The following is a 20,044-nucleotide window of genomic DNA, read 5'->3' on the forward strand; positions in this document are numbered from 1 at the left end:
TCTAACCCCGTTTTCTGTAGGGAAACTGCGGCAGCACAGAGAAGATTGTTCCCAAGTATTCATGAATAGCTTTTTCCCCTCTTGGGGCGAGTCTGGCCTCAAGCTCATCGCGCTCGTTTTGTAGCTCTCCTCCGATCGCCTTGACCCGCATTCTCGCGGCTTCCTCGACACGAATGACGCGGTCTTTTAGAGCCTCGACCTGGCTGCGGGAGGACACCGAAGCAACGGCCCCTGCTCTGGACAACCTCTTCCTCCCTGGAACCTTGAATGTCTTAGGCCCGACCGCCTCTACCGGGCCGAGCACTACGAGCGCATCGCTGGTGGCGCGATAGTTGCGGTATGCGTCACTGTCTGGGTTGTCGACCAGCATGAGCACGGCCCCTCCCATAACTTCCCCGAGGGTCGTGCCTGGGAGGTATTCCCACTGTTGGATCTCATAAAAGAGAAGAAAATCACCGACTTGCATTGGGACCAACATCATGCCACCTCCAACAAGATCGCCTCGCCGAACGGGGTATTCTCGGTAAGCTGGTCGAACGTGGCGCTGTCGCCCTGCACGGCCCAAATCACCGGGGCGGCCGGTTCTTTGCCAAAATCACCGACATAGAGGTCAGTGAAATATGCGATGACGGTGGCGTCGGAGGCGTTCTTGGCTATCCATTCGAACGTATTGGAAAAAGCCGTGCCGCCGCCGCCCTTCGCCTCGAGCGTCACGATATCGCCGGCCGTGAACTCCTGGACGTGGTGAACATCGGTGTCGGCATAGATCACCGTCATCTTGTCGATCATGCTTTCCTCAAACGCGGCGCGGATCTCGGAGGCGAATTGGGCAAGCGCCTTCTGGTCGATCGACCCCGACGTGTCGACGGCGATCACGAAATGCGACAGGCCGATCGACACCATGCCGGGCAGGACGAGGCCGGAAGCCAGGAACCGGCGATTGGGCTTGGCCCAGGATGAATCCTTGGTCAGGCTCTCATCGACGAAGCGCCGAAGCACCTCGCGCCAGTCAACTTTTGGGCGAAGTAGTTTATCGACGATGCGCTTGATACCGGCGGGCAGACTGCCGGCGTTCATCCCCTTGGCGATCGCTGCCGCCTGGCGCACTTTGGACTGCATGTCGGCCTGAGCGTCGGCGATCGCGGCCTTGTCTCCCATTGGCGCGCCGTCGATGACTTCCCCGCAGCCGCCCGGATCACCACCTTGACCCTCGTCGCTGTCATCGCCATCATTTTCATCGTCGAGGATGCGATAGACCTCTTCGGCCGACAGGCCGACGAAGCGCGGCTCAAACAGTCCGCCCTTCGGCATGGTGCCGACTTTGCACTCGATCAGGTCTCCATTGATGACGTAATCGGCAGCCTTGTTCCAGCGGCCGGGCTTGCGGTGCTGGCGCCGAAGGTGATGTTCGCTGGCGTTGTGGATTACCTCGTGAGCGCTGACGAACAACAGCTCGTCCTTGGTCAAACCCATCACAAAGTTCTCGTCATAGAACAGGTGCTTTCCGTCGGTCGCCATCGTGTTGATGGCGGGGTCTTCGGTCGCGTCCACCACCTGCAGCTGGACGGCCAGGGAGCCAAAAAATGGGTGGTCCCACATCAACGACGTGCGCGCGGCCAGGATCTTGTTTTCTACTGGCGTGTTCATGCGTGTTCCTTTCTCATGAGGATCGACTGCGCTATGCAGCCAGCGATAGTTTCGGGCGAAAGGCGGGATACGAGGTAGGAATCCATCCCTTGGCAGGTGTTCACAGCGACCCGTTTTCTGCGCTTTGAAGTACGGCGAACGGCGCTGATAACTCTGAATTTTCGATCCACCAGTCCGAAGCCCAGGATGAACTTGCGGATCACCTTGCCTTCGCGCCTCTGTTCGAACTCCCATAGGTTTGAAAGCTCGTTTGAGGGAACAGGACCGCCTACCATGCGATCAAGCACAGCTTTGCGGGTAGGGGTCATGGGTCGACCCCCATCGCGGGTCGTCTGAACCAACCCTGAGTGATCGACAGTGCCGAGGCTGCCGCGATCTCTAGGGCAGGCAGCATTGCCCTAAACGCCTCGGAGAGCGTTCCTTTGGGCAGGTCGCTGCGCAGGACGGCCGCCGGTCTGAACAGCGCCGACAGCTCGGCCATGTGGCCGCGCTCCCATTCGTTGAGGGTCTGGCCATAATGCCGAAACTTCCGGTGCTCGGCGTCATAGACCAGCACCCATCGGCGTACTTCGCCGTGGGCTGTTGCTCCGATGAAGTCCCATTGCAGGGCAGGATTGAGAACATTGCCGGCATAGCCGACCGGCCCAGTTATCCAATGAGGGGCCTTATTAGCCAAGGGTCACGTCCTGGTTGCGAACAGCCCAATCTGTGAAAGTTTTTGTATGGGAAAGGCCGGGGTCTCGGCGCACCGCGTCCACGGCGAACATGATTTCAAACTCCCTTGGCAATCGGGAGATATATGCCATGCCTGCATCGAAGGTTTTGGCGTTCACTTTTCGACCCAGCCCGACCGAGATTGCAAACCGCGCAGAAGGCTCCGAAGGAACGGGGGCGCTGTTGGGATTGGCAAGCACTAGGTCGAGCGATGGAAGGTTTTTGTAGACGTTGATGAAACCCTCGAGCTCCGCGCCTGCACCCTCCCCTACGATGCCTGCAATTGCGCCCCGACGATCGGCAGAGGGCAAGGCAATATATTTGGCGGCCTGTTCCCAGGAGCGCGGGGTTGGGAACGAACGCAGCTCTGGATTCTCCATGTTGTGCAGCAACCCTGGCCGGAAGCGCAAGAACGCTGTGAGCATCGGGTCTAGACCGATGTCATTGAAATGGTTGACCGACGTTTCGAGGTGCGGAACGATGTCGATATGTGCGAAACGATTGGCGAGCGCTGATGGCATGCGCTGCGCTGCCGCCCTGTCGCTTTGCCGGTTGCCAGATCCAGCAACACGCCATCCTTTCGGGAGAACGTACTCGCCTACCCTCCGATCAAGAACGAGGCCATAACAGGCAGCCTGCATAGAGGGGGAGGCGACATTGATCTCGTCAAGGTGAAGAACCCCGGACTCACCGTCTCTCTCAACCTGCGGGAACTCGTCAGGAACCTTCCATTTGGTGGTGTCGCCTTCCACGTTCGGGATGCCCATGAGGGCAACCGCATCGCGGGTGGATGCTCGGAAGTCGATCATGCCGATCTTTCGTTCGATGCAGAATTGTTTGACCAGCGATGATTTGCCGACTCCGGGCGGGCTCCACATCATTGTGGGGGTGTCGCCGTCGAAGTAGATGCTAAAGAGGGCTCGTGCGTCGGTGAGGTTCATTTCCATTTTGGGTCTCCGTGTGTTGTTGCCATGTTTGGCGAGGGGGAAAGGTCAGGCTGTTTTTCTGCCGAAAATCTTGAGGTAGGAGTGAACAGAAGGAGAGGCAGTCATTTTGGGAAGGCTGTCGCCGGCTGCGATGTGTGTTCTCTCGATCAAGTCGTCGATAGCCGTGAGCGGGTTGGCGTTCTTTCGCGCCTCGATGAGGGCCAGGAGCCCAACCATGACGCCATCATCTGTGCTGCATTGATGCTCAGTCTTGTCTGGCATGATGGTTCTCACGCCGGCGCCGTATCCACCGCCGGCATCGAAATAGGTCGAACAACCCATCCCAGGGGCGGCTTTGACGGCAGCTTCATAATCGTCGAAGGTGCCATAATTCACTTCGCTATCTTCGTCCTCAAGATACCGGTTTTCCTCGATGGCCTCTCGCAGAGCTGAGGTCCAAGAATTTATGTCCTGGTTGTCGAACGTACTTTCAGACATCATTCGCAGAAACAGTTCAGTGTCGGCTACCGTTTCCAGATGGCCACCGATCATGATTAGAGCATGCGTGCGGTCACCCATTGGCTTTACTCATCTCCGCAGGGAGGATGGCTCGGGCCATTGCGTTGACAGGTGTCCATCCCCCGCTCGCCCAATGGCCCGCCGCGACATTCTCGGGAGCTGGAAATTCCGCGCGCAATTCGTCGGCGTCACCATAGCGCTCTGGTTGATTTATCATGTAAGCCATCATTGCTGCATGCTCTCGATCCAGCCATGCGTTGAAAGCGTCGATGGTTTCAGGACGGACTTGCCCGGCATTGTCGCAGACACTTCGAACCAATAGGCCTAAACGCGACTCTATCTCGGCGAGAGCATCCTGCGACCAACCCTCACGCCAATATTCGGAAATTATAGTTTGCAAGCTTGCCGTATAGGTCTCGCCGCTTGGCTCACGGATTTCATAATCCGTGCCGCCGGCAAACCCGCATTTCCATTTGAACCAATAGCGAGCGCCATTATAGGTGATTGAATTGTCAGTGACATAAGACATGGTATGGGTGCCTCTCATTGGGGGTTGCTTAGGCTGCGCGGGCGATTTTGAGAAAGGCCTTTCTGTAGCCAACAGCCATGCGGTAGTCGTCGCACACAATCCGGTCGGCGGTGTCACCAGCCCCGGTACGTAGGCGAACCGTCCAGTATGCGCCTGTCTTTTCGAAAGTGACGTATTTGCCGTGCTTCCCTTCGTAAATTTTCATGACGGTATGGGTCTCCGAAAGGTCAAAGGGGTTGCAATTCCTAGAGGTTTGCTCCGAGCCATTCGCGGCCCGAAACAAGCCCCTATCAAGAGTGGAGGGTACGGAAATGGGTTACATTTTTAAGTCTCCTGCGTTGCCGTTCGATCCCTGATAAAATCTACAACGTGGCACCACTTTGCGGGATCTAAGGTTGGGGTACGGACCTATGGTGCTCCTGGTCCTACCTTGCTGGCGAGATGGCCAACCGGCCAAGGCCAAGTGCCCTGTTTGGCTAGTTCCCAATGCTTGTTTGGCAAACCAAAAGGGCGCGATGGCGACCCGCTAGGGTTCCTATGCGAGAATTCCCGAAACGCTATCGAGGATCTGCTGTGCTTCCCTTGCGACATCGCGGCGAAGGGCAGGGCTGTCGCGAAGGGCGGCAGCGTCGTGTTGAGTCAACGGCCGAAGCTTGCGCACCATCTCGTCCAGCCTCGGATCTGCCGTGATGTTCAACGCCGGCATAATGTCGACGAGGTCGCGGATATTGTCGACGAGGCTGGCGCGGAAAATACCCGTCGCCTTATCGCCGCGGCCGGCTGACGGCTTATAGGAATTGAGCCTTTCGACCATGCGACCGACAACCTTTTCGATGCGCTCGAACACATCGGTCACGGCGCCGTGTGTCGCGGCTGCGACACGATCCTCGATCTGTGTTCTGATCTGATCGGCCTGGGCCTCACTGATATTGGCTCGAAAGTCAGCTGCCGTGGGTACTGGCAGGGTGATGATCTCCATGGAAAATTTCTTGGAGATTTCGTCGGGCGTCGGGTAATCGGCTATGTCGAAGGCATCGCCCAGCCGCTTAGGGGCATCGGTGATGTAGCTCCCATACTGAGCGAGGAATTTGCTCACTTCGCCCTCGAAAAGGACTTTCTGCACACCGAGCCACCGGCACAGGCTCATATGCGCTTCGATTGCGATGATGCGTCCGGCACCCTTGTCGATCCACGGCAGCGTGCGGGTGTTGAATTCATCGCGGGTTTTGCCGGCCAGCGATGAAATGCCCTCAAGGGCCTCTTTTGGAAGGAGCTTCTTGTTCGCGCGGATTGCGTCGGCGTCGGCATTCTTCGCGGCATTTATTTCATTCGTGATCTTGCGATCGAGGCAGCGACCGTCCCACTGAGATATCTTCAGGGACACGATGGCGGCTCGCGTCGAAAGCAAGTTCGGCGCGGCGACAGGCATAATTCTGGTGTGAGCGTTCATGAGATCAGGTCTCCGTATTGGTGCCATAATTGGCGGGTGAACATGTGGTAGCGCATCTGTACGTGGCTGGCGAGGCCTTTTTCCGCCTTAAATCATGTCTCCATCTTCGTCGAACAGATGTCCATCCGACAGGCTCTCGTCCGCAACGTCGTCGGACGTTAGATGATCGTGTTCGGCTTCTAGCTGCCCATAGATCCAGCACATGAAGGATCTCAGAGCTTGGGACACTTCATCTTCCCATCCTTCCATGCCCCGACCGCGCTGGACGGCGGCCCAGGTCAGTTCTTGAAGCTCGTTCCATTCTTCGCATCCATCGGGACCTTCCGTGTCCATCTCGATGCTGACGGAATTCTCGTGACAGTAGCGGCCAGTGTGCTTGATGGTGAAGCGACTGCGGCCATTGTGATCGCTGTTTGGTCCGTGGCGTTCGGAAAGCTCGGCAAAGACAAGCGCTATATCGTGGAGCGCCCCATCCACCGGGGCGTAGTAGAGGATCTCATCGAGCAGCGCCGACGGCTCATTGACGGGCTGCCACCGCCCTTCGAAGCACGCACCGTCACCCTGCGACCAGAACCCGGAGAAATGAATTGCATGCTCGGTGACGTCGCGGCCATCCCTTGTCTTGCCCACGACCTTGTCGTCCAAGTCGATGCCTAAAATCGGAGCGATTGTCCCGACATCATCGTAAGTGCTGTCCCACCATTCATGGCAGGGTTCATCCACCCGCCAGTTGTCGCGTGCTCTTTCCTTCGCTTCATCGGACAGTTCCGCGAAGGTGAACTCGGTCTTTTCTTCCTCCTCGATGTCAGGCGGGAGGAGAAGCAGTTGCGTCGGCTGAGCCTGAAGCATTCTCGGTCCTTTCGTTCCAGTGAAATTCGGTCGCTTCGCCGATCGGGGCGAGGCAGGCGGCATAAAGGTCTGGGTTGGCGAGTGCCGTTTCGTAGGAGACGCGCGCCTCGGCTTCGGTCCCAACGACCCAAAAGTCCTCGACATCATCCCGGCCGCGCGTCAGCGCCCATGCTGTGATCCACATGCGGTCATCCTTCTTTCATGGGGATTTTGGTTGAAGGGAGCTGCCCGACTATGCGGACCCGGGCGGCGTCTGAGACGTCAACGCCGGCCAGCAGCGTGGCGGCGGCGTCGGCGAGTTTGTCGCCCTTAAAACGTGGATAACCGACGCAGGGGTAAGGCGAGAGATCTTCAGGGACGGCATACTTTGCGAAAAGCGACGAATGCGACGTTGGTCCTTTGGGCGAAGTCACAGGCCTGGCTCGAGCTTTTAGCGCGCGGTCATTGGCATCGATGTGCACCTCGTAACGGCCATGAAGGGCGCTGCCATCCTCGTGCACAAGGGCAAACCAGAACTTCAGTTTTGAAGCCGTTACCTGTCGGGCATAGGGCCCGACGAGATTATATTTGCTCAAGGCAACCTCCAAAAAGCTGAAGCGGTGAGACGTGCGGCGCGGGCATCGGCGATGCAGGCTCGAGCCGAGGCGATGCTCATTGAGCGTTCCGCCGAGTTGCGGCTCCACCGGAGGGCAATCTCTCGGTAGGTGACAGCCCAGGCGAGGTCGACCGCACCGCGTTGGCGGGGCGAGCGGTCACGGATGATAGAGGGCAGAACCCTGACGACACCATGGATTTTGGCGACGCTCCAATAGGTGCCGTTAATGGTCGGCAGCAAGGCGTTTGTGCGGCCTTCTCGGACAGCGCGCCAGAGGGCGTGCCAGTGCTGGCGGGTCATGGACGTTTCTCCTGTGGGATATGGGATTGCAGGGGTTGGCGCTGCACTAAGGAGGCGGTTGGGCTTCCTCGTCGGGAAGGGTGGCCACGACCGCGCTTGCGGCGAGGGTGAATAGAAACGCGCGTCGGGTCATCATTTTCAAATATCCTTTTCACGCGGGGACTTGGGAAAGCCAGATTGCGGCCGCTGCCAGAAAGCCGGACATGGCGGCGAGTGCGAGGAGATCGCGCAGGAAGTCCCTCATGGCGCGCTCCTCAGATCGGTTTCGGTGAAGAAGCGGCGCAGTAAGCGGAGCTCGGTCACGTCCTCGTCATTATCGGCGTTGATGCCGGCCTGGGTCGCTTGTTGCGAAGCGATAGACAGGCAATCTGCGGTGTGCTGAAGGCATTGGCGCCGATGATCCGCGCCGATGGGGCGGGCGTCGTTGGGCGGGAAAGTGTAAAACACGAAGCCGGGGTCGGTAGCGTGCATATAGCTGCCCCATTGGGAGGCGATGGCGTAAGCGGCTGCGGGGCTAATGATGCCCATGGCGGAATCTCCTTTTGTGGCATGGTTGCCGGGGGTCGGTCGGGTTTTGCGCTGTCGGGAAGGGCGCTCGGGCTTGCAGTATGCGCAGCCACTCACATGCCAAGCCATACACGCAAGCGGTTGTCGCCGGCGCATAGTGTCGGGCAAGTGCGGCGGATATCCCGCATGGCGGTGCGGTGCGCGCCAGCTGCTGCTTGTGCGGACCAGAGGGCGATAAAGCCGGCAAGAATTAGGAAGAGGGTCATTGCTTAGAATTCTCCTTCGATGAGGCCATTTTCTAGGGCAACGTATTCCGCAAACGCGCGCTTTGCGGCGTCGTCGTTGCCAACGCAGGCAAAGAATCCGTTGTCTGGCAGGGTGCGGTTATAGGCTTCGCCGTAGCACTGGGCGGGGACATCATAGGATTTGATGACTTCGACGACAGGGATCGCGCGGACAACCTGGACGAGGGTGAAAGGGGTTGCATCGGATCCGAGCGGCATGTCGCGCCACGGCTCGCCCTTGCAGGGCTCAACCGCGAAGTGCGCCGGGGCGAGGGAGGCAAAGCCGCACTGGTACGCTTCCGAGGCGAGCATATCGAAGCGCACGTGGCCATAAACAAGCCAATCGGCGGCACGGCAAATCGGGGTCACGATCTCATAGAGGCCGGAGACCGGATTTTGGGTGTCTGACCGCTCGCAAAAATGCGCGAATTCAGCGACGTGGTTTTCGACGGGAACGCGGGCGATGAACCCGGCTGTCGCGGCGGAAAGCGCGAGAGCTATGGCGGGGAGAGCGCGTTTCATGGGAAGGGTCTCACTTGGCTGGAGGCGGGGAAGGAAGGGGCAAAGCGCCGTTTCGGGGACGGGATGCGCTTCGCCGTTGGTCCCGTCAGCGGGTTACAGGGCGGACTCCGGAATGCAGGCGGTGAAGCTGCCCCACGCGTTGAGGTAGCGGGTAGCATGGATGCAGGCCGCTTCCGTCATTTGGCGGGCAATGACTGTCTTGATGTCCTGCATCGTGAAGTGGAGGATGTCGAAATACGTATCCTCAGCGATTTGCGCCAAGGTGAACGTCGGGGCAGGTTCCGCGCGGACTGGTCGCGTGAAAGTCGACGTGGCCAGCATTGCGAGGGCCAGCGCGGCGAGCGCGTGGCGGCGGTTCATGTGCACCAACCGGATTCGAGCACGCGAGCTGTCGCGAGGCGTGCGCGTAGCGCGTCGAATTCGGCGCAATCGCGGGCGATTTCATCGACGAAGGCCTCCCGCTGCGCTTGCCGCGCGGTCATATAACCGGGATGATGCAGTGGCGGTGCGGGTTGCTGATAGACGGATTCCATGCGGGGCATTTGTCAGATCTCCATTTTTGCCATGATTGGCGAGGGTTGCAGACGCCTAGCGGGCTAGGTCATTTCGCTGGCCTTCCGGCGATTGGCGGGCGGCATAATGGGTTGCTAGGCGTCTGCATTCGGCGTGAAGCCGTGAAGGCGCTACGCGCGGCGAGGGCGGTAGCGGCTTCAGAGGTTCACGTGAAAAAGCCACCCCGAGTATACGGGGTGGCTTGATGGATTTGGGAATAACAGGTTAGGCGGCAGCGGCGACCTTTTCGACCTTTGCAGCCTTTGGGGCTGTAGCAGCCGCCTTTGCCTTGCGCGCCTTTATCACGGTTGTCGCTGCAACAACGTTGACCGGTGCGGCTGTCTCGCCGGTAAACATGCGCTGCACGCCTTCGAGCGCCTTCACCATCTTTTTAGAAGCGCCTTTTTCGCGGAATAGCTTAATCATGGATTCCAAGCGCTTCATTTCGTCGAATTCGGCGGTCGACTTGGTGGAGTCCTTCACAAAATCAGCGGGCGATATTTTCATGGCGCCCGGCATATCGGAAACCTTGGCTTTGGCATAGGTGAAGCCCGCGCCGGCTTTTGGGTCAAAGGCGACCTTGCCGAATGCAACCGCCCATTTCACCAAGGCGTTGCGATAGTTTGCAGGCGTGGCGTTGAAAAGCGCGTTCATATATTTGGCGTCATGGTGTAGCTCAACGTGATTCAACGCCGAATATGCAAGCTGATGCGTTGCCTTGGCATAGGTTGCAGATACTTTGCCAAAGCCGGCGATACGGGCTGCGAGGGTTTTGCCGGTCAAGATTGCAAAATTGGTCATTTTCAGTTTCCTTTATTTGCCATGATTGGCGGGGTTGTGCTCGGTTGTGAGCGGAAAGCGGTTTTTCCATTGAAACCGTTTTCCGCTCACAACGAAAAAGCCGGCGACGACGATTGCCGCCGGCTTCATTTCCTTTTTGCCATAATTGGCGATTTGAATTTCTTTGATTGTGCTTTCTTGAAACATCTCGCACTTGCGAGGGGCTAGGCTGAGCGGGGCTGAATTTACAGCGCATTTTTTCCGTTCCTTTATCCGTCGAGCCAGTCCACTAATTCCCGTTTGCTTTTACTCTTAGGGAAAGATTGCATTCCTGCAGTCTTAAATCCGTTCTGGATTTCCTCGCCTTTCAGCTTGTGCGGTTGTTTTCAGACAGTGCCCAAAAATCGCTTCGTGCGGCTTACCTTGGATAAGCGATATTTTCAAAAAGTCGGCGCTATCGCAGCGCCCGCTAGACTGGAAAGGTTGTCAATCCTTCCGCTGATCTAGCACCTATTACGAAAGCGGAAATCCGTTTCCATCCAGTTTGACCAATCGTCGAAACTTGCCGCTTGCGCAACGTTGTTCGATACACCGGCCAAAGGGTTGGCGGTAAATTCCGTTTCTGAATTTCAAAGAACCCGGCAAACCTTGCCGCCCGGTTTCAAACCGTGATTAAAGCTATATCGGCCAATTTCCGTTATGTAAACCCCTATAACGCAAAATAACCGTTATAAAGTGAAGAATGCCGGAAATCAGCGGTTTTGCAGGCTTTACCCCGCCCTACAAGGGGCAGACCAGGTTCACCCCTTGTCAAAAAAAGCCGTGTCATACCCCGATTTTGATTAGCCACTGATTTTTGAAGCCCGGCGTTGCGGCAATGCGGATTCGCGGAAATGAAAGGACCAAAGCAAAGCCTTGCCGCCTTGCTGCAGGTTTGAAGGCATCTCGCCTCGCCCTCTCGCCTCTCGCCCTCTCGCCCTCTCGCCTCGCCCTCTCGCCTCGCCCTCTCGCCTCTCGCCCTCTCGCCAGCGGCTTGCCACTGGCAGCGGCGATAACCCCTCGCCGCCTGATAGCGTACCCATGCATGGCAGCCGCTTCGCCATTGCCTGCGAGAGAAACAAACCAAGCAACCCCGCTCGCCGCCTCGCCTTAGTGCTCGAAATGCTGGCGTGCGCCTGTCGCTTGGTTGTGCCGCCCATTGTGCCGCCACCAAGCGCGCCCGCCGCCGCCCTCCCCCCCCCGGTGTGGGTCCTTCCCCCCCGGCACCCCCCACCGCGGGCAGGGCGCAGCGCAGGATTTAAGCGTTTCTGGGCCAAAATAGTTCGCAGTTTCAGTTTTATTCGACCAGATCGCTCTCGAATTGACCAAAACACACATGAAACGGGGCGAGATCGATGTGGGAGCGGGCGAATCACCGCGTGACTTCGCACCCATTTCCCCCTCCCCACGTCAAATCTGAGGGGCGATCCTCACTCTGAAAAAGAAATTTTGCTGTGGAAAATGGGATTTCCAAAAATAAACTTCGCCGGCACGCAAAAGCCACCCCGTCCAGGAGGCCTGCCCGATCGCCGTTTTTATCGATTTTTCGGACGAGGCTCGGACGAGGCTCGGACAAACAGCCTCAAAACTCGGACAGAGCGATCATCGGATGCACTGCCAGATGGCCCCTTGGGCGCATAAAACCGAGTGTTTCCGGGCCTGCGGGGGCATGCACCTATTCGAACTGAAAGCGCCGCCAAGCCTGCAGCAAAATCTCGGACGAAACTCGGACGAGGCTCGGACAAACCCCTCGCGCGCGGAGTTATCTAGGCTGAAAGAGGAGAGGGGGGGAGAATCCCCCCCTCTTTCCCTTGTTACAAGTTGGTAGATTGAACTTGCGCGCAGTTGACAAAAATCGAGTTTTGCGGTCAATGCAGAACCCATACCGGATGACTGCGCCCAAGAGGCACCCCCGGTTGACCCCCAAACGGATTGTAGGCCAGCTTGTGCGGAACCAGATCGCAGGAGTGACTTTGATGTTCGATGTTATCAGCAAAGGGCTGAGGCTCACCGCTAACATTGCCACGCTGCCAGTCTCCCTGGCTGTCGACGCTGTCACCTTCGGCGGTGAGCTGACCGACAGGGAGGAGGCCTATACGGTCTCCAAGACAAAGCGGATCGCCGACGACTTCAGCGATATCATCGAGGACATCGCCGGCTAAAGGATGCCAAGCACATGCGCGTCGTTATCCGGAAGCAGAACATCAAATTAATTCTGTCGTTCCAGGAAAGAGCGAAGCTGCTTGGAAACAAGCATTGGCAAACCGAGGCTTTCCGAGGCGTGGTTGACGCTGGCAGAAAAACCAAGACCCAAGTCCAGCGATCCGTCCACAACCAGATGGCCATGAAGAAATATGGCTTCACCGCACAGAACACGCGGGGCACACCCCGCCGCGCAGAGCTGGCGTTCGAAATCTACGCGCTCAAAGGCGGTCAGCGAGTTGAAGAGTACAAGGGTCTGAGAGCCCTCTCCCCTGGCGGATCAGCCGCTGGCAAGATGAACACTGGCCGTTCGAACAGCGACGCAGGGTTCGTTAAATCGAGCGTCTGGAACTCACCCAGAACCTTCAAGAGGTCGTTCGCCACCAATGGCGGCTACTTCGCGATGCTGCCAGGTGGGACGAGCACCAAGGCACCCAAGATGCTCTGGACGTTTGGCGCCAAGAAGAGCCAGCCTCGCGGGGCGGGCGGTCGGTTCGGGAAATCCTCACAGCGATACGGCAAGATCCGGCGCCTGTTTGGCCCCGCTCTCCGGAAAGAGTTGGTCAAGGACCAAGCGCTGTCCACTTTCTACCGCGTAGGGCCGAAGCTGCTCGAAGATAAGGTCATGAAGCGGATGGAAAAGCTGATAAAGTTCTGATGGCCAAAAAAACAAAAGCCGAGACAGCGCGCACCGGCAATATTGCGCCCGTTGTCAACCGCACAGAGATGGCGATCCACCTGGGGGTCACCATTCAGTGGATCGGAAAGCTTGCGGAAGAAGGCGTGCTTATTCGCGCCGATGGCCGGGGCAAGTTCCAATTCAGCGAGTCTGTCCAGTCGTTTATTCGGCACAAGACGGCGAGCATCGAGCGCCAAAGCCAATCGACTTCTGCCGATGCGCTGCGCGACCAGCGCGCCCACGAGATTTCGATCAAAATCGCAAGGCAAGAGCGCGACCTGATCCCACTCGACGATGCAATGGCCGTCACTGAAAAGCTGGTTGGGATATTTCTCGAATCGATCTCCGGTTTGCCGGCGCGAATGACAAGGGTTCCACGTGAACGACAGCGCTTTGAAGCCATCTGCGACGAAGAAAGGCTCCGTCTTTCAGACCGCTTCGGAGAATTGGCGAAAACTGTTCGTACGGGCATCGACTCTTCAGAGACCCTCTCCGAGGACAACGCCTGACGATTGGGCTCGTAAGAACCGCGTCTATCCGGCCACGTCGGGCATACCTGGCCCTCGCAAGCCCGAGTTAACGCCATATACGATCGCATTTTCCAGAGCGGTGCACGGCCGCACGCACAAAAGGGTTGTCCAAGTTCTTTCTGCTCAGTCAGGGAAATCTGAGGCGCTGCTTGATATTATCGGTTCTAGGTTGGACCAGGCACCGGTCCCGCTGTTGTACGTTGGGCCTACGCAGCAGATGGTTCGGGAGCAATTCGAGCCGCGCGTCATGGCGCTGCTCGACGAGGCACCGTCCCTCATGCGCAAGGTTTCTCGCGGCAAGAAAATGTCAAAAACACGGAAATTTATTTCCGGTGTCCCGCTCCGATTGGCCCATGCGGGTTCATCTGCCGCACTAAAGTCGGACCCGTTTGGCTTGGCCATCACCGACGAAGCAGACGAACTGGTGAAGGACGTTAAGAAGGCCGGAAACCCGATTGAACTGATAGACCTTCGCGGCGACACCTACGCTGACTTCGTACACGCGATCGTATCGACACCGGGTAAGGGGCCAAGCGAAGTGGCAGTCGATGAGGAAAGCGGTCTCGAGTTCTGGGCCGACGTAGATCAAGAGGAGGTCGAGTCCGCAATATGGCGGCTCTGGCTCTCTGGCACTCGCTACCATTGGGCCTGGCCCTGTCCCCATTGCAACGAATATTTCATTCCGCGCTTCAAGTGCCTCGCGTGGGATAAAGAAATTGATCCTCACACCGGCAAGGAGTTGCCGTCGACAGCATCAATGGCGCGGAGAACTGCGCATCTGGTGTGCCCGCGCAACGGCTGCGTGATAGAGGATGACGACAAGGCCGACATGAATGCGAAGGGTGTTTACGTCTCCCCCGGTCAGACGGTCAACAATGCCGGTATAGTTCAGGGATCCCCTCCTGAATCCTGGACCCTTTCATATTGGGCATCGGGATTGGCCAGCCCATTCAAAACATGGGGCGATCGGGCGGCAAAATATGTTGAAGCCGTAAGGACAAGGGATCACGCAACGATCCAAACCGTGATGAACGGTGACTTCGGCGAGCTTTACGCACCGGGTGATGGCGATGTTCCTGAGTGGCAGGAAGTCGCCCGGCTACGTGATGTCCTCGACGAACCCTACCGGCTCGGCGAGGTGCCAGACGGCGTAAAAGTCTTGGTAATGACGGTCGACGTTCAAAAGTCTCGTCTGATTTACACCATCCGCGGTTGGGGTGCCGAAGCAACGTCTTGGCTGGTCGACGCTGGCGAGCTTCATGGGGAGACCGACGGCAAAGCGATTTGGGATGATCTGGCAAATCTGATGTCGTCGACCTACGACGGCGTCCCTATAAAATTGACGTTGATCGACTCTGGTTTTCGCCCTGGCAAGAAAGAGGTTGTCCCTCAACACCGCGTCTATGAATTCTGCCGGCGTTTCCCACATACCACTCGCGCTACCAAGGGCACGTCGACGGCCATGCGCAAGCCGGTGATCGTCTCGAAAATCGATGTTAAGATCGACGGCAAGGAATTCAAAAAAGGTCTCGATCTTCTCCGGCTCGACGTCGATTATTTCAAATCGCTTGTTCATCAAAAGGTCAAGTGGCCCGAAGGGGCAGCCGGAGGTTGGTATCTGCCAACAGACCTCTCCGACGATTACTGCATGCAGATCGTCTCGGAAGCTCGCGTTAAAACACCTTCCGGTGCTGTCCGATGGGTGCAGCGTGCCAAGGAAAACCACTTCCTCGACACAGAGGCGATGCAGCTGGCTGCGGCCATGATCCTCAATCTGAGGGCTATCCGGAGCGCCATCCCGCAAGCGCCAACGCGCGCCTCACGGCCCGATCCTGCCGAGAGGTATCGACCCCTCGACCGAGAACCTGAAACCGATCAGCCAGTCCAGCGCCGCAAAAAGCGAAGGGAGGGCTATCTCAAGCGCGAAAGCATCTGGTGATGGCCGACGAACTGACAGTTGATGAAAAGAAAACGATGCTCCGTGATCTCAGGATCGCTCGTTACAGCGGCGCAAAGCGGATCAAGTTCCGTGAGCGTGACGTAACGTACCGGACTGACGAAGAAATGAAGATCGCCATCGAGTCGTTAGAGGCAGAGATATCGCCCGCAAAGCGTCGTCGCACCTCCGTAGCGTCGTTCAGTTCGGGGCTCTAAGCGAAGATGGCGAACATATTCGAACGCCTGATCGCTGCCGTTTCGCCCCAGATGGGGGCAAAACGGGCTTCGTACCGAAAGCAAATTGACCTCATCGAAAGCGCTCGCGCTTACGATGGCGCATCACGCTCGCGCCGCACCGCAGGTTGGGGCACAAGCAAAACAGCTGCCGACGCTGAGCTTTCGAAGGCTGGGGCAATCCTGCTCGAGCGCTCCCGCGACCTGGTGCGAAACAATCCTTATGCGACCAAAATCGTAGCTGCGCACGCCGATAACATCATTGGTACTGGGATCGTCCCTCGCGCGAATACGGGAAGCCCGGATCTCGACGCGAAGATCAATAAGATGTTCGACAATTGGTCGCGGAGGGCCAGCATCGAAGGTGTCGGTGACTTCTATGGCATGCAGTATCTGGCGTGCCGGGAAATGGTCGAGGGTGGCGACGTTCTTGCCCGCCGCCTTTACATAAAGTCAGACCAGCCTGTCGCATCCAGCAAACCAGAGGACCAGATATCCCCTCTGCGCATCCGCATCCTGGAAGCTGAATACCTCGACTCTGCAAAAAACGTGGCTTCTGGTTCCGGCATCATCGTCAACGGCGTCGAAATGAATAAGGATGGGTCGCGCAAGGGCTACTGGTTGTTCCAGCAGCATCCTGGTGCTTCCGTGCAAAACGCAAAACTCGGACGTGAGAGTAAGCGATTTCCCGCAGAGGATATCGCCCATCTGTACGAAATGCAGCGCCAGCAGGCGCGGGGCGCTCCTTGGTTGGCACCAATCATGGTGTCGATGAAGGATCTCGACGACTACAATCAGGCGGAACTTATCCGCAAGAAACTCGAAGCCTGCATGGTCGGTGTCGTGATCCCCGGCGAGGACGAAGATGCGCCTATCGGTATCGATGAATCGGGGGCAGCGACGGGCATAACCGATGCAGATGGTTTTCCCATCGAACGGTTTGAACCCGGTATGTTCGCTTACATGCACGGCGGCCGAGATATCAAGTTCAACAATCCAGCGATTTCGGCGGGCATCGAGTCCTACATTCGGGTGCAGCTACGCCGGTTGGCATCGGGAGCGCGCATCCCCTACGAATTGGTGACCGGCGATCTCAGCCAGGCAAACTACTCGTCGAACCGCATGGGTATGATGCAGTACCGGCGCTTCGTCGAGCATGTGCAATACCACATGATTATCCCGCTCTTCTGTCAGCCAATCTGGGAGTGGTTCATTGAATCTCTCTGGCTGATGAACGCCATCCCCAAGGACACTCCTGTCCCGGTTAACTGGTCACCTCCCGCTCACGCGGCGATCAATCCGGTAGAGGATGCCAAGGCGGATATCCTCGAGGTACGCGCCGGCTTCCGGTCAATGCCAGAGGTTATCGGGTCTCGCGGTCGAGTTGCCAGCGACGTTATCAAGGAGAACATCGAGTGGAACACGGCCATCGATGCGGCTGGTCTCATACTCGATACCGACCCCCGGAACGTCTCCATGAATGGTCAGATCCAGTTCGAAGCTTCCGGCACTGACGATAAGGACGGCGGTGGTGAAACGTCTCCGGACACCCCCGCTGCAAAAAGCGGGAAGTTAAAGAAACAAGGAAAACCCGATGGCAAAAAGAGCTAATACGGTCCGGATCCAAAACGGGTTCAGCACCGTCGAGGTCCGTGCCGACACCTTCAACGAAGGTGACAGGACGGTTGAGATCGTTTGGGCCGCAGGCGCGCAGGTGAAGCGCTACTCGTGGGACGAAGGCTACTACATGGAAGAGCTTTCCATGGATCCGAAGGCGATCCGCTTGGATCGTTTCGCTGCCGGAATGTCACTCCTCGATTCCCATAGCCACTACTCGATGGAAAGCCGCCTCGGCACCGTCGTTCCAGGCTCTGTCAGAATCGAAGCCGGCAAGGCTTACGCAAAGATTAAACTCTCCAGGAAGCCTCGGGCTGAGGAGTTGTTTCAAGATCTTCGTGACGGTCACTCGTTCCCGGTTAGCGTCGGTTACAAAACCCACGCTTATGAAAAGAGGGAAGGCGATTCGAACTCGTTGCCTATCCTTCGTGCCATCGATTGGGAGCCCATGGAACTATCTGCGGTGCCTGTTCCCGCAGATTCCGGCGCTCATTCTCGGTCTGAGAATGGCGAAACTTATGACGTCGTTATCCGGAACGGCGAACACCCAACTACTGCAAATGAAACCGCCGACGCGCTTCGCGTGGCATCAATAAAGGAGTTACCTATGACCAAGCGCGAAGCCGCGAAGAAATACGTCGGCGACCAGCTTAATGCCTTTGCAATGGGCTACAGCATCGTACGTGCCTCAGACGAGACGGACGATGCACTGCGCGTCCGGCTTCTTGCCGCCATCGAGGCCCAGGAGGCTGCAGAGAGCGCACAGCGCTCGGCTCAGGAAACAGAAACCCGCCGTCTGGCCGGTGAAACCGAAGCTGCTCGCGCGGCTGCTGCTTCGTCCGCTGCAGCGTCCGCCGCTGCTGCTGCGGCAGGTGCCGCAACCGCAGATGATACAGCCGCTCGTAATGCGGTATCGATCGAGCGCACGCGCATCGCCGATGTGCAAGCTCTAGGCGCCCGCCATGGCATCGATGCTGCGATCGTTTCGAAGGCTGTCTCCGACGGTACTGATGCCGTCGATTTCGGCCGAAAGGTTCTCGACATTCTCGCAGAGCGGTCGGATGACGGCCAGATCTCTGGTGTCGCTGTCCCGCGAGGCGGCCAGGATGAACGCAGCACCCGTCGGGCGGCAGTGGTCAACGCTATGCTGCACCGCTGCGGCATCATCCCTGCCGACAAGCTGACAGACGCGGCCCGCGAGTGGCGCGGCATGACGTCGATGGACATTGCCAAGGACCTCCTTCGCGCGCAGGGCGAGAGTGCTCGCGGTAGTGTAAATGAGATCGCGCAGCGTGCGTTCCATTCGACCTCGGACTTCCCGATCATCATGGGCGAAGTCACTCGGGCCACCATGCTTTCGGGCTACGAGGGTTATGCGAATACGTTCGGCTTGATTTCCAGCCGCAACGTGGTGCCTGACTTCCGTGAGCTCAAAACCCTTGAACTTGGCTCTGCCCCTGACCTGCTCCCTGTGGGGGAAAACGGTGAGTTCAAAGCCGGAACGATGAAAGAAAGTCAGGAAGCGTTCAAGATTGACACCTACGGACGCACGATCGGCTTCTCACGTCAGATGCTGATCAATGATCAGCTCAACGCCTTCACAAAAGCGATCGCAGCGTGGGGATCGAAGGCTGCGAAGCTTGAAGGCGACATTACTTGGGGCGTGATCATCAGCAACGCCAAGCTGAAGGACAACAAGGGCCTGTTCCATGCGGACCACGGAAACCTTGGGACGGCAGCCGCCCTCGGCGTCGCATCGCTCAAAGCGGCGCGTTTGGCCTTCCGCAAGCAGACGGACATCGACGGAGAGCTGATCAATCTCACCCCAACCTATTTGTTTGTAGGTTCGGAGCTTGAAATCAGCGCTGTTGAGCTGATCAAGAGCCAGTTCATCGCGAACCAGCTCACCAGCGCGACGCCGGAGTTCATCAAGTCATTGACCGTGGTCTACGAGCCACGGATCGATGAAATCAGCCAATATGCCTGGCTGCTCTTTGCATCCCCGCAGCAGACCAACGGTCGCGGTTTGCAACATGCGTTCCTGTCGGGACAGGAAGCTCCGTTCTTTGACGAGCGGGTCGGCTTCGAAGTCGACGGCATTGAGTACAAGATCCGCCACGACTTCGGTGCGGGTCTGACCGACTACCGCTTCGCTTACAAGAACCCCGGCCTCGCTCCGACCTGATAGGCTCGGGCACTGATCCGAGACCAACGACGCCGGGCTATCAAGCCCGGCGTTTCCTGTCTTTTCCCCAATTTTTAACCAGGAATCGAACCAATGAAAAACTTCATTCAGCCCGGCAAGGTCATGCCGTTCGTTGCCACTGCAAACGTTGTAGCAGGCCAGTGCCTCGCCTTCGGGGATATTGTCGGCATCTCAGCGAATACGACAGCGATTGGCGAAACCGTGCAACTCAATATTGGCGGCGTATACGAGGTGGATAAAGTCGAAGCTCAGGCGTGGACCGTCGGGCAGAAGCTCTACCGCGTCACCGCCTCCGGCTTAATCAGCAGCGTGGCAACCTCTGCTACGGCTTGCGGCGTCGCTGCCGAAGCAGCCTCCAATCCTTCAACGAAGGGGATTGTCCGGTTCAACGAATCCTACTGAGAGCAGTCACTAGGAAGATAAAC

At 57.7% G+C, this 20,044-nt stretch carries 27 protein-coding genes; 8 read left to right on the plus strand and 19 right to left on the minus strand.

All coding sequences use genetic code 11. The features are described 5' to 3' along the window. Position 1: 1 nt before the first annotated feature. The 19 genes from GA830_RS10440 to GA830_RS10530 all read right to left on the minus strand — a co-directional run bounded on the left by GA830_RS10440 (position 2) and on the right by GA830_RS10530 (position 10,195). Complete coding sequence (locus tag GA830_RS10440; protein ID WP_195161811.1) at positions 2-481, minus strand: hypothetical protein; 480 nt, start codon at positions 479-481, stop codon at positions 2-4. Next, positions 478-1,647, minus strand: coding sequence for a vWA domain-containing protein (locus GA830_RS10445; RefSeq protein ID WP_195161812.1), 1,170 nt, complete (start codon positions 1,645-1,647; stop codon positions 478-480). The genes GA830_RS10440 and GA830_RS10445 overlap by 4 nt, the downstream gene beginning before the upstream one ends. Beyond that, entirely contained in the window at positions 1,644-1,955 is a 312-nt protein-coding gene (locus GA830_RS10450) for a hypothetical protein (protein WP_195161813.1), read from the minus strand. The genes GA830_RS10445 and GA830_RS10450 overlap by 4 nt, the downstream gene beginning before the upstream one ends. Continuing rightward, on the minus strand, positions 1,952-2,323 hold the full coding sequence (locus GA830_RS10455; protein ID WP_195161814.1) for a hypothetical protein: 372 nt from the start codon (positions 2,321-2,323) through the stop codon (positions 1,952-1,954). The genes GA830_RS10450 and GA830_RS10455 overlap by 4 nt, the downstream gene beginning before the upstream one ends. Continuing rightward, on the minus strand, positions 2,316-3,308 hold the full coding sequence (locus GA830_RS10460; protein WP_195161815.1) for an AAA family ATPase: 993 nt from the start codon (positions 3,306-3,308) through the stop codon (positions 2,316-2,318). Before GA830_RS10460 ends, GA830_RS10455 begins: the two co-directional genes overlap by 8 nt. A 45-nt stretch (positions 3,309-3,353) precedes the next feature. Continuing rightward, on the minus strand, positions 3,354-3,866 hold the full coding sequence (locus tag GA830_RS10465) for a hypothetical protein (protein WP_195161816.1): 513 nt from the start codon (positions 3,864-3,866) through the stop codon (positions 3,354-3,356). After that, positions 3,859-4,353: a hypothetical protein gene (locus GA830_RS10470; RefSeq protein ID WP_195161817.1), complete on the minus strand. Its 495-nt coding sequence runs from the start codon at positions 4,351-4,353 to the stop codon at positions 3,859-3,861. The genes GA830_RS10465 and GA830_RS10470 overlap by 8 nt, the downstream gene beginning before the upstream one ends. 10 nt (positions 4,354-4,363) lie before the next feature. Beyond that, positions 4,364-4,540: a hypothetical protein gene (locus GA830_RS10475; RefSeq protein ID WP_195161818.1), complete on the minus strand. Its 177-nt coding sequence runs from the start codon at positions 4,538-4,540 to the stop codon at positions 4,364-4,366. 330 nt (positions 4,541-4,870) lie between these two features. Further along, the gene (locus tag GA830_RS10480; RefSeq protein ID WP_195161819.1) at positions 4,871-5,785 is read right to left on the minus strand and encodes a hypothetical protein; all 915 of its coding nucleotides are present in this window, start codon (positions 5,783-5,785) and stop codon (positions 4,871-4,873) included. An 87-nt stretch (positions 5,786-5,872) separates the two neighbouring features. Continuing rightward, complete coding sequence (locus GA830_RS10485) at positions 5,873-6,634, minus strand: hypothetical protein (RefSeq protein WP_195161820.1); 762 nt, start codon at positions 6,632-6,634, stop codon at positions 5,873-5,875. Next, positions 6,591-6,818 (minus strand): hypothetical protein, encoded by a 228-nt coding sequence (locus GA830_RS10490; RefSeq protein ID WP_195161821.1) that lies wholly within the window; start codon positions 6,816-6,818, stop codon positions 6,591-6,593. The genes GA830_RS10485 and GA830_RS10490 overlap by 44 nt, the downstream gene beginning before the upstream one ends. A gap of 4 nt (positions 6,819-6,822) precedes the next feature. Then, on the minus strand, positions 6,823-7,209 hold the full coding sequence (locus GA830_RS10495) for a hypothetical protein (protein WP_195161822.1): 387 nt from the start codon (positions 7,207-7,209) through the stop codon (positions 6,823-6,825). After that, entirely contained in the window at positions 7,206-7,529 is a 324-nt protein-coding gene (locus GA830_RS10500; RefSeq protein WP_195161823.1) for a hypothetical protein, read from the minus strand. The genes GA830_RS10495 and GA830_RS10500 overlap by 4 nt, the downstream gene beginning before the upstream one ends. Positions 7,530-7,769: 240 nt before the next feature. After that, the gene (locus tag GA830_RS10505) at positions 7,770-8,057 is read right to left on the minus strand and encodes a hypothetical protein (RefSeq protein ID WP_195161824.1); all 288 of its coding nucleotides are present in this window, start codon (positions 8,055-8,057) and stop codon (positions 7,770-7,772) included. 92 nt (positions 8,058-8,149) lie between these two features. Continuing rightward, a complete protein-coding gene (locus GA830_RS10510) occupies positions 8,150-8,302 on the minus strand; it encodes a hypothetical protein (protein WP_195161825.1) in 153 nt (50 codons plus the stop codon). A gap of 3 nt (positions 8,303-8,305) precedes the next feature. After that, positions 8,306-8,842, minus strand: coding sequence for a hypothetical protein (locus tag GA830_RS10515; RefSeq protein WP_195161826.1), 537 nt, complete (start codon positions 8,840-8,842; stop codon positions 8,306-8,308). 93 nt (positions 8,843-8,935) lie between these two features. Continuing rightward, positions 8,936-9,202 (minus strand): hypothetical protein, encoded by a 267-nt coding sequence (locus GA830_RS10520; protein ID WP_195161827.1) that lies wholly within the window; start codon positions 9,200-9,202, stop codon positions 8,936-8,938. After that, positions 9,199-9,384 (minus strand): hypothetical protein, encoded by a 186-nt coding sequence (locus GA830_RS10525; protein WP_195161828.1) that lies wholly within the window; start codon positions 9,382-9,384, stop codon positions 9,199-9,201. Before GA830_RS10525 ends, GA830_RS10520 begins: the two co-directional genes overlap by 4 nt. Positions 9,385-9,619: 235 nt before the next feature. After that, positions 9,620-10,195, minus strand: coding sequence for a hypothetical protein (locus tag GA830_RS10530; protein WP_195161829.1), 576 nt, complete (start codon positions 10,193-10,195; stop codon positions 9,620-9,622). A 1,994-nt stretch (positions 10,196-12,189) separates the two neighbouring features. Between GA830_RS10530 and GA830_RS10535 the strand changes: the two genes are divergently transcribed. From GA830_RS10535 to GA830_RS10570, 8 genes are all read left to right on the plus strand, one after another. Next, on the plus strand, positions 12,190-12,375 hold the full coding sequence (locus tag GA830_RS10535) for a hypothetical protein (protein ID WP_195161830.1): 186 nt from the start codon (positions 12,190-12,192) through the stop codon (positions 12,373-12,375). Positions 12,376-12,389: 14 nt separating this feature from the next. Next, complete coding sequence (locus tag GA830_RS10540) at positions 12,390-13,073, plus strand: hypothetical protein (protein WP_195161831.1); 684 nt, start codon at positions 12,390-12,392, stop codon at positions 13,071-13,073. Next, positions 13,073-13,603, plus strand: a complete 531-nt coding sequence (locus GA830_RS10545) for a hypothetical protein (RefSeq protein WP_195161832.1) — start codon at positions 13,073-13,075, stop codon at positions 13,601-13,603. Before GA830_RS10540 ends, GA830_RS10545 begins: the two co-directional genes overlap by 1 nt. Continuing rightward, positions 13,488-15,563: a phage terminase large subunit family protein gene (locus tag GA830_RS10550; RefSeq protein ID WP_258045668.1), complete on the plus strand. Its 2,076-nt coding sequence runs from the start codon at positions 13,488-13,490 to the stop codon at positions 15,561-15,563. The genes GA830_RS10545 and GA830_RS10550 overlap by 116 nt, the downstream gene beginning before the upstream one ends. Further along, positions 15,563-15,778, plus strand: a complete 216-nt coding sequence (locus GA830_RS10555; protein WP_195161833.1) for a phage head-tail joining protein — start codon at positions 15,563-15,565, stop codon at positions 15,776-15,778. The genes GA830_RS10550 and GA830_RS10555 overlap by 1 nt, the downstream gene beginning before the upstream one ends. A gap of 51 nt (positions 15,779-15,829) precedes the next feature. Then, complete coding sequence (locus tag GA830_RS10560; RefSeq protein WP_195161834.1) at positions 15,830-17,407, plus strand: phage portal protein; 1,578 nt, start codon at positions 15,830-15,832, stop codon at positions 17,405-17,407. Beyond that, positions 17,391-19,598 carry a prohead protease/major capsid protein fusion protein gene (locus GA830_RS10565; RefSeq protein WP_195161835.1) on the plus strand — a complete coding sequence of 736 codons (2,208 nt, stop codon included), beginning with the start codon at positions 17,391-17,393 and terminating at the stop codon, positions 19,596-19,598. The genes GA830_RS10560 and GA830_RS10565 overlap by 17 nt, the downstream gene beginning before the upstream one ends. 93 nt (positions 19,599-19,691) lie before the next feature. Further along, a complete protein-coding gene (locus tag GA830_RS10570) occupies positions 19,692-20,021 on the plus strand; it encodes a DUF2190 family protein (protein WP_195161836.1) in 330 nt (109 codons plus the stop codon). Positions 20,022-20,044 lie beyond the last annotated feature (23 nt).

This window comes from Mesorhizobium sp. NBSH29, from assembly GCF_015500055.1.
Taxonomy (GTDB): domain Bacteria; phylum Pseudomonadota; class Alphaproteobacteria; order Rhizobiales; family Rhizobiaceae; genus Neomesorhizobium.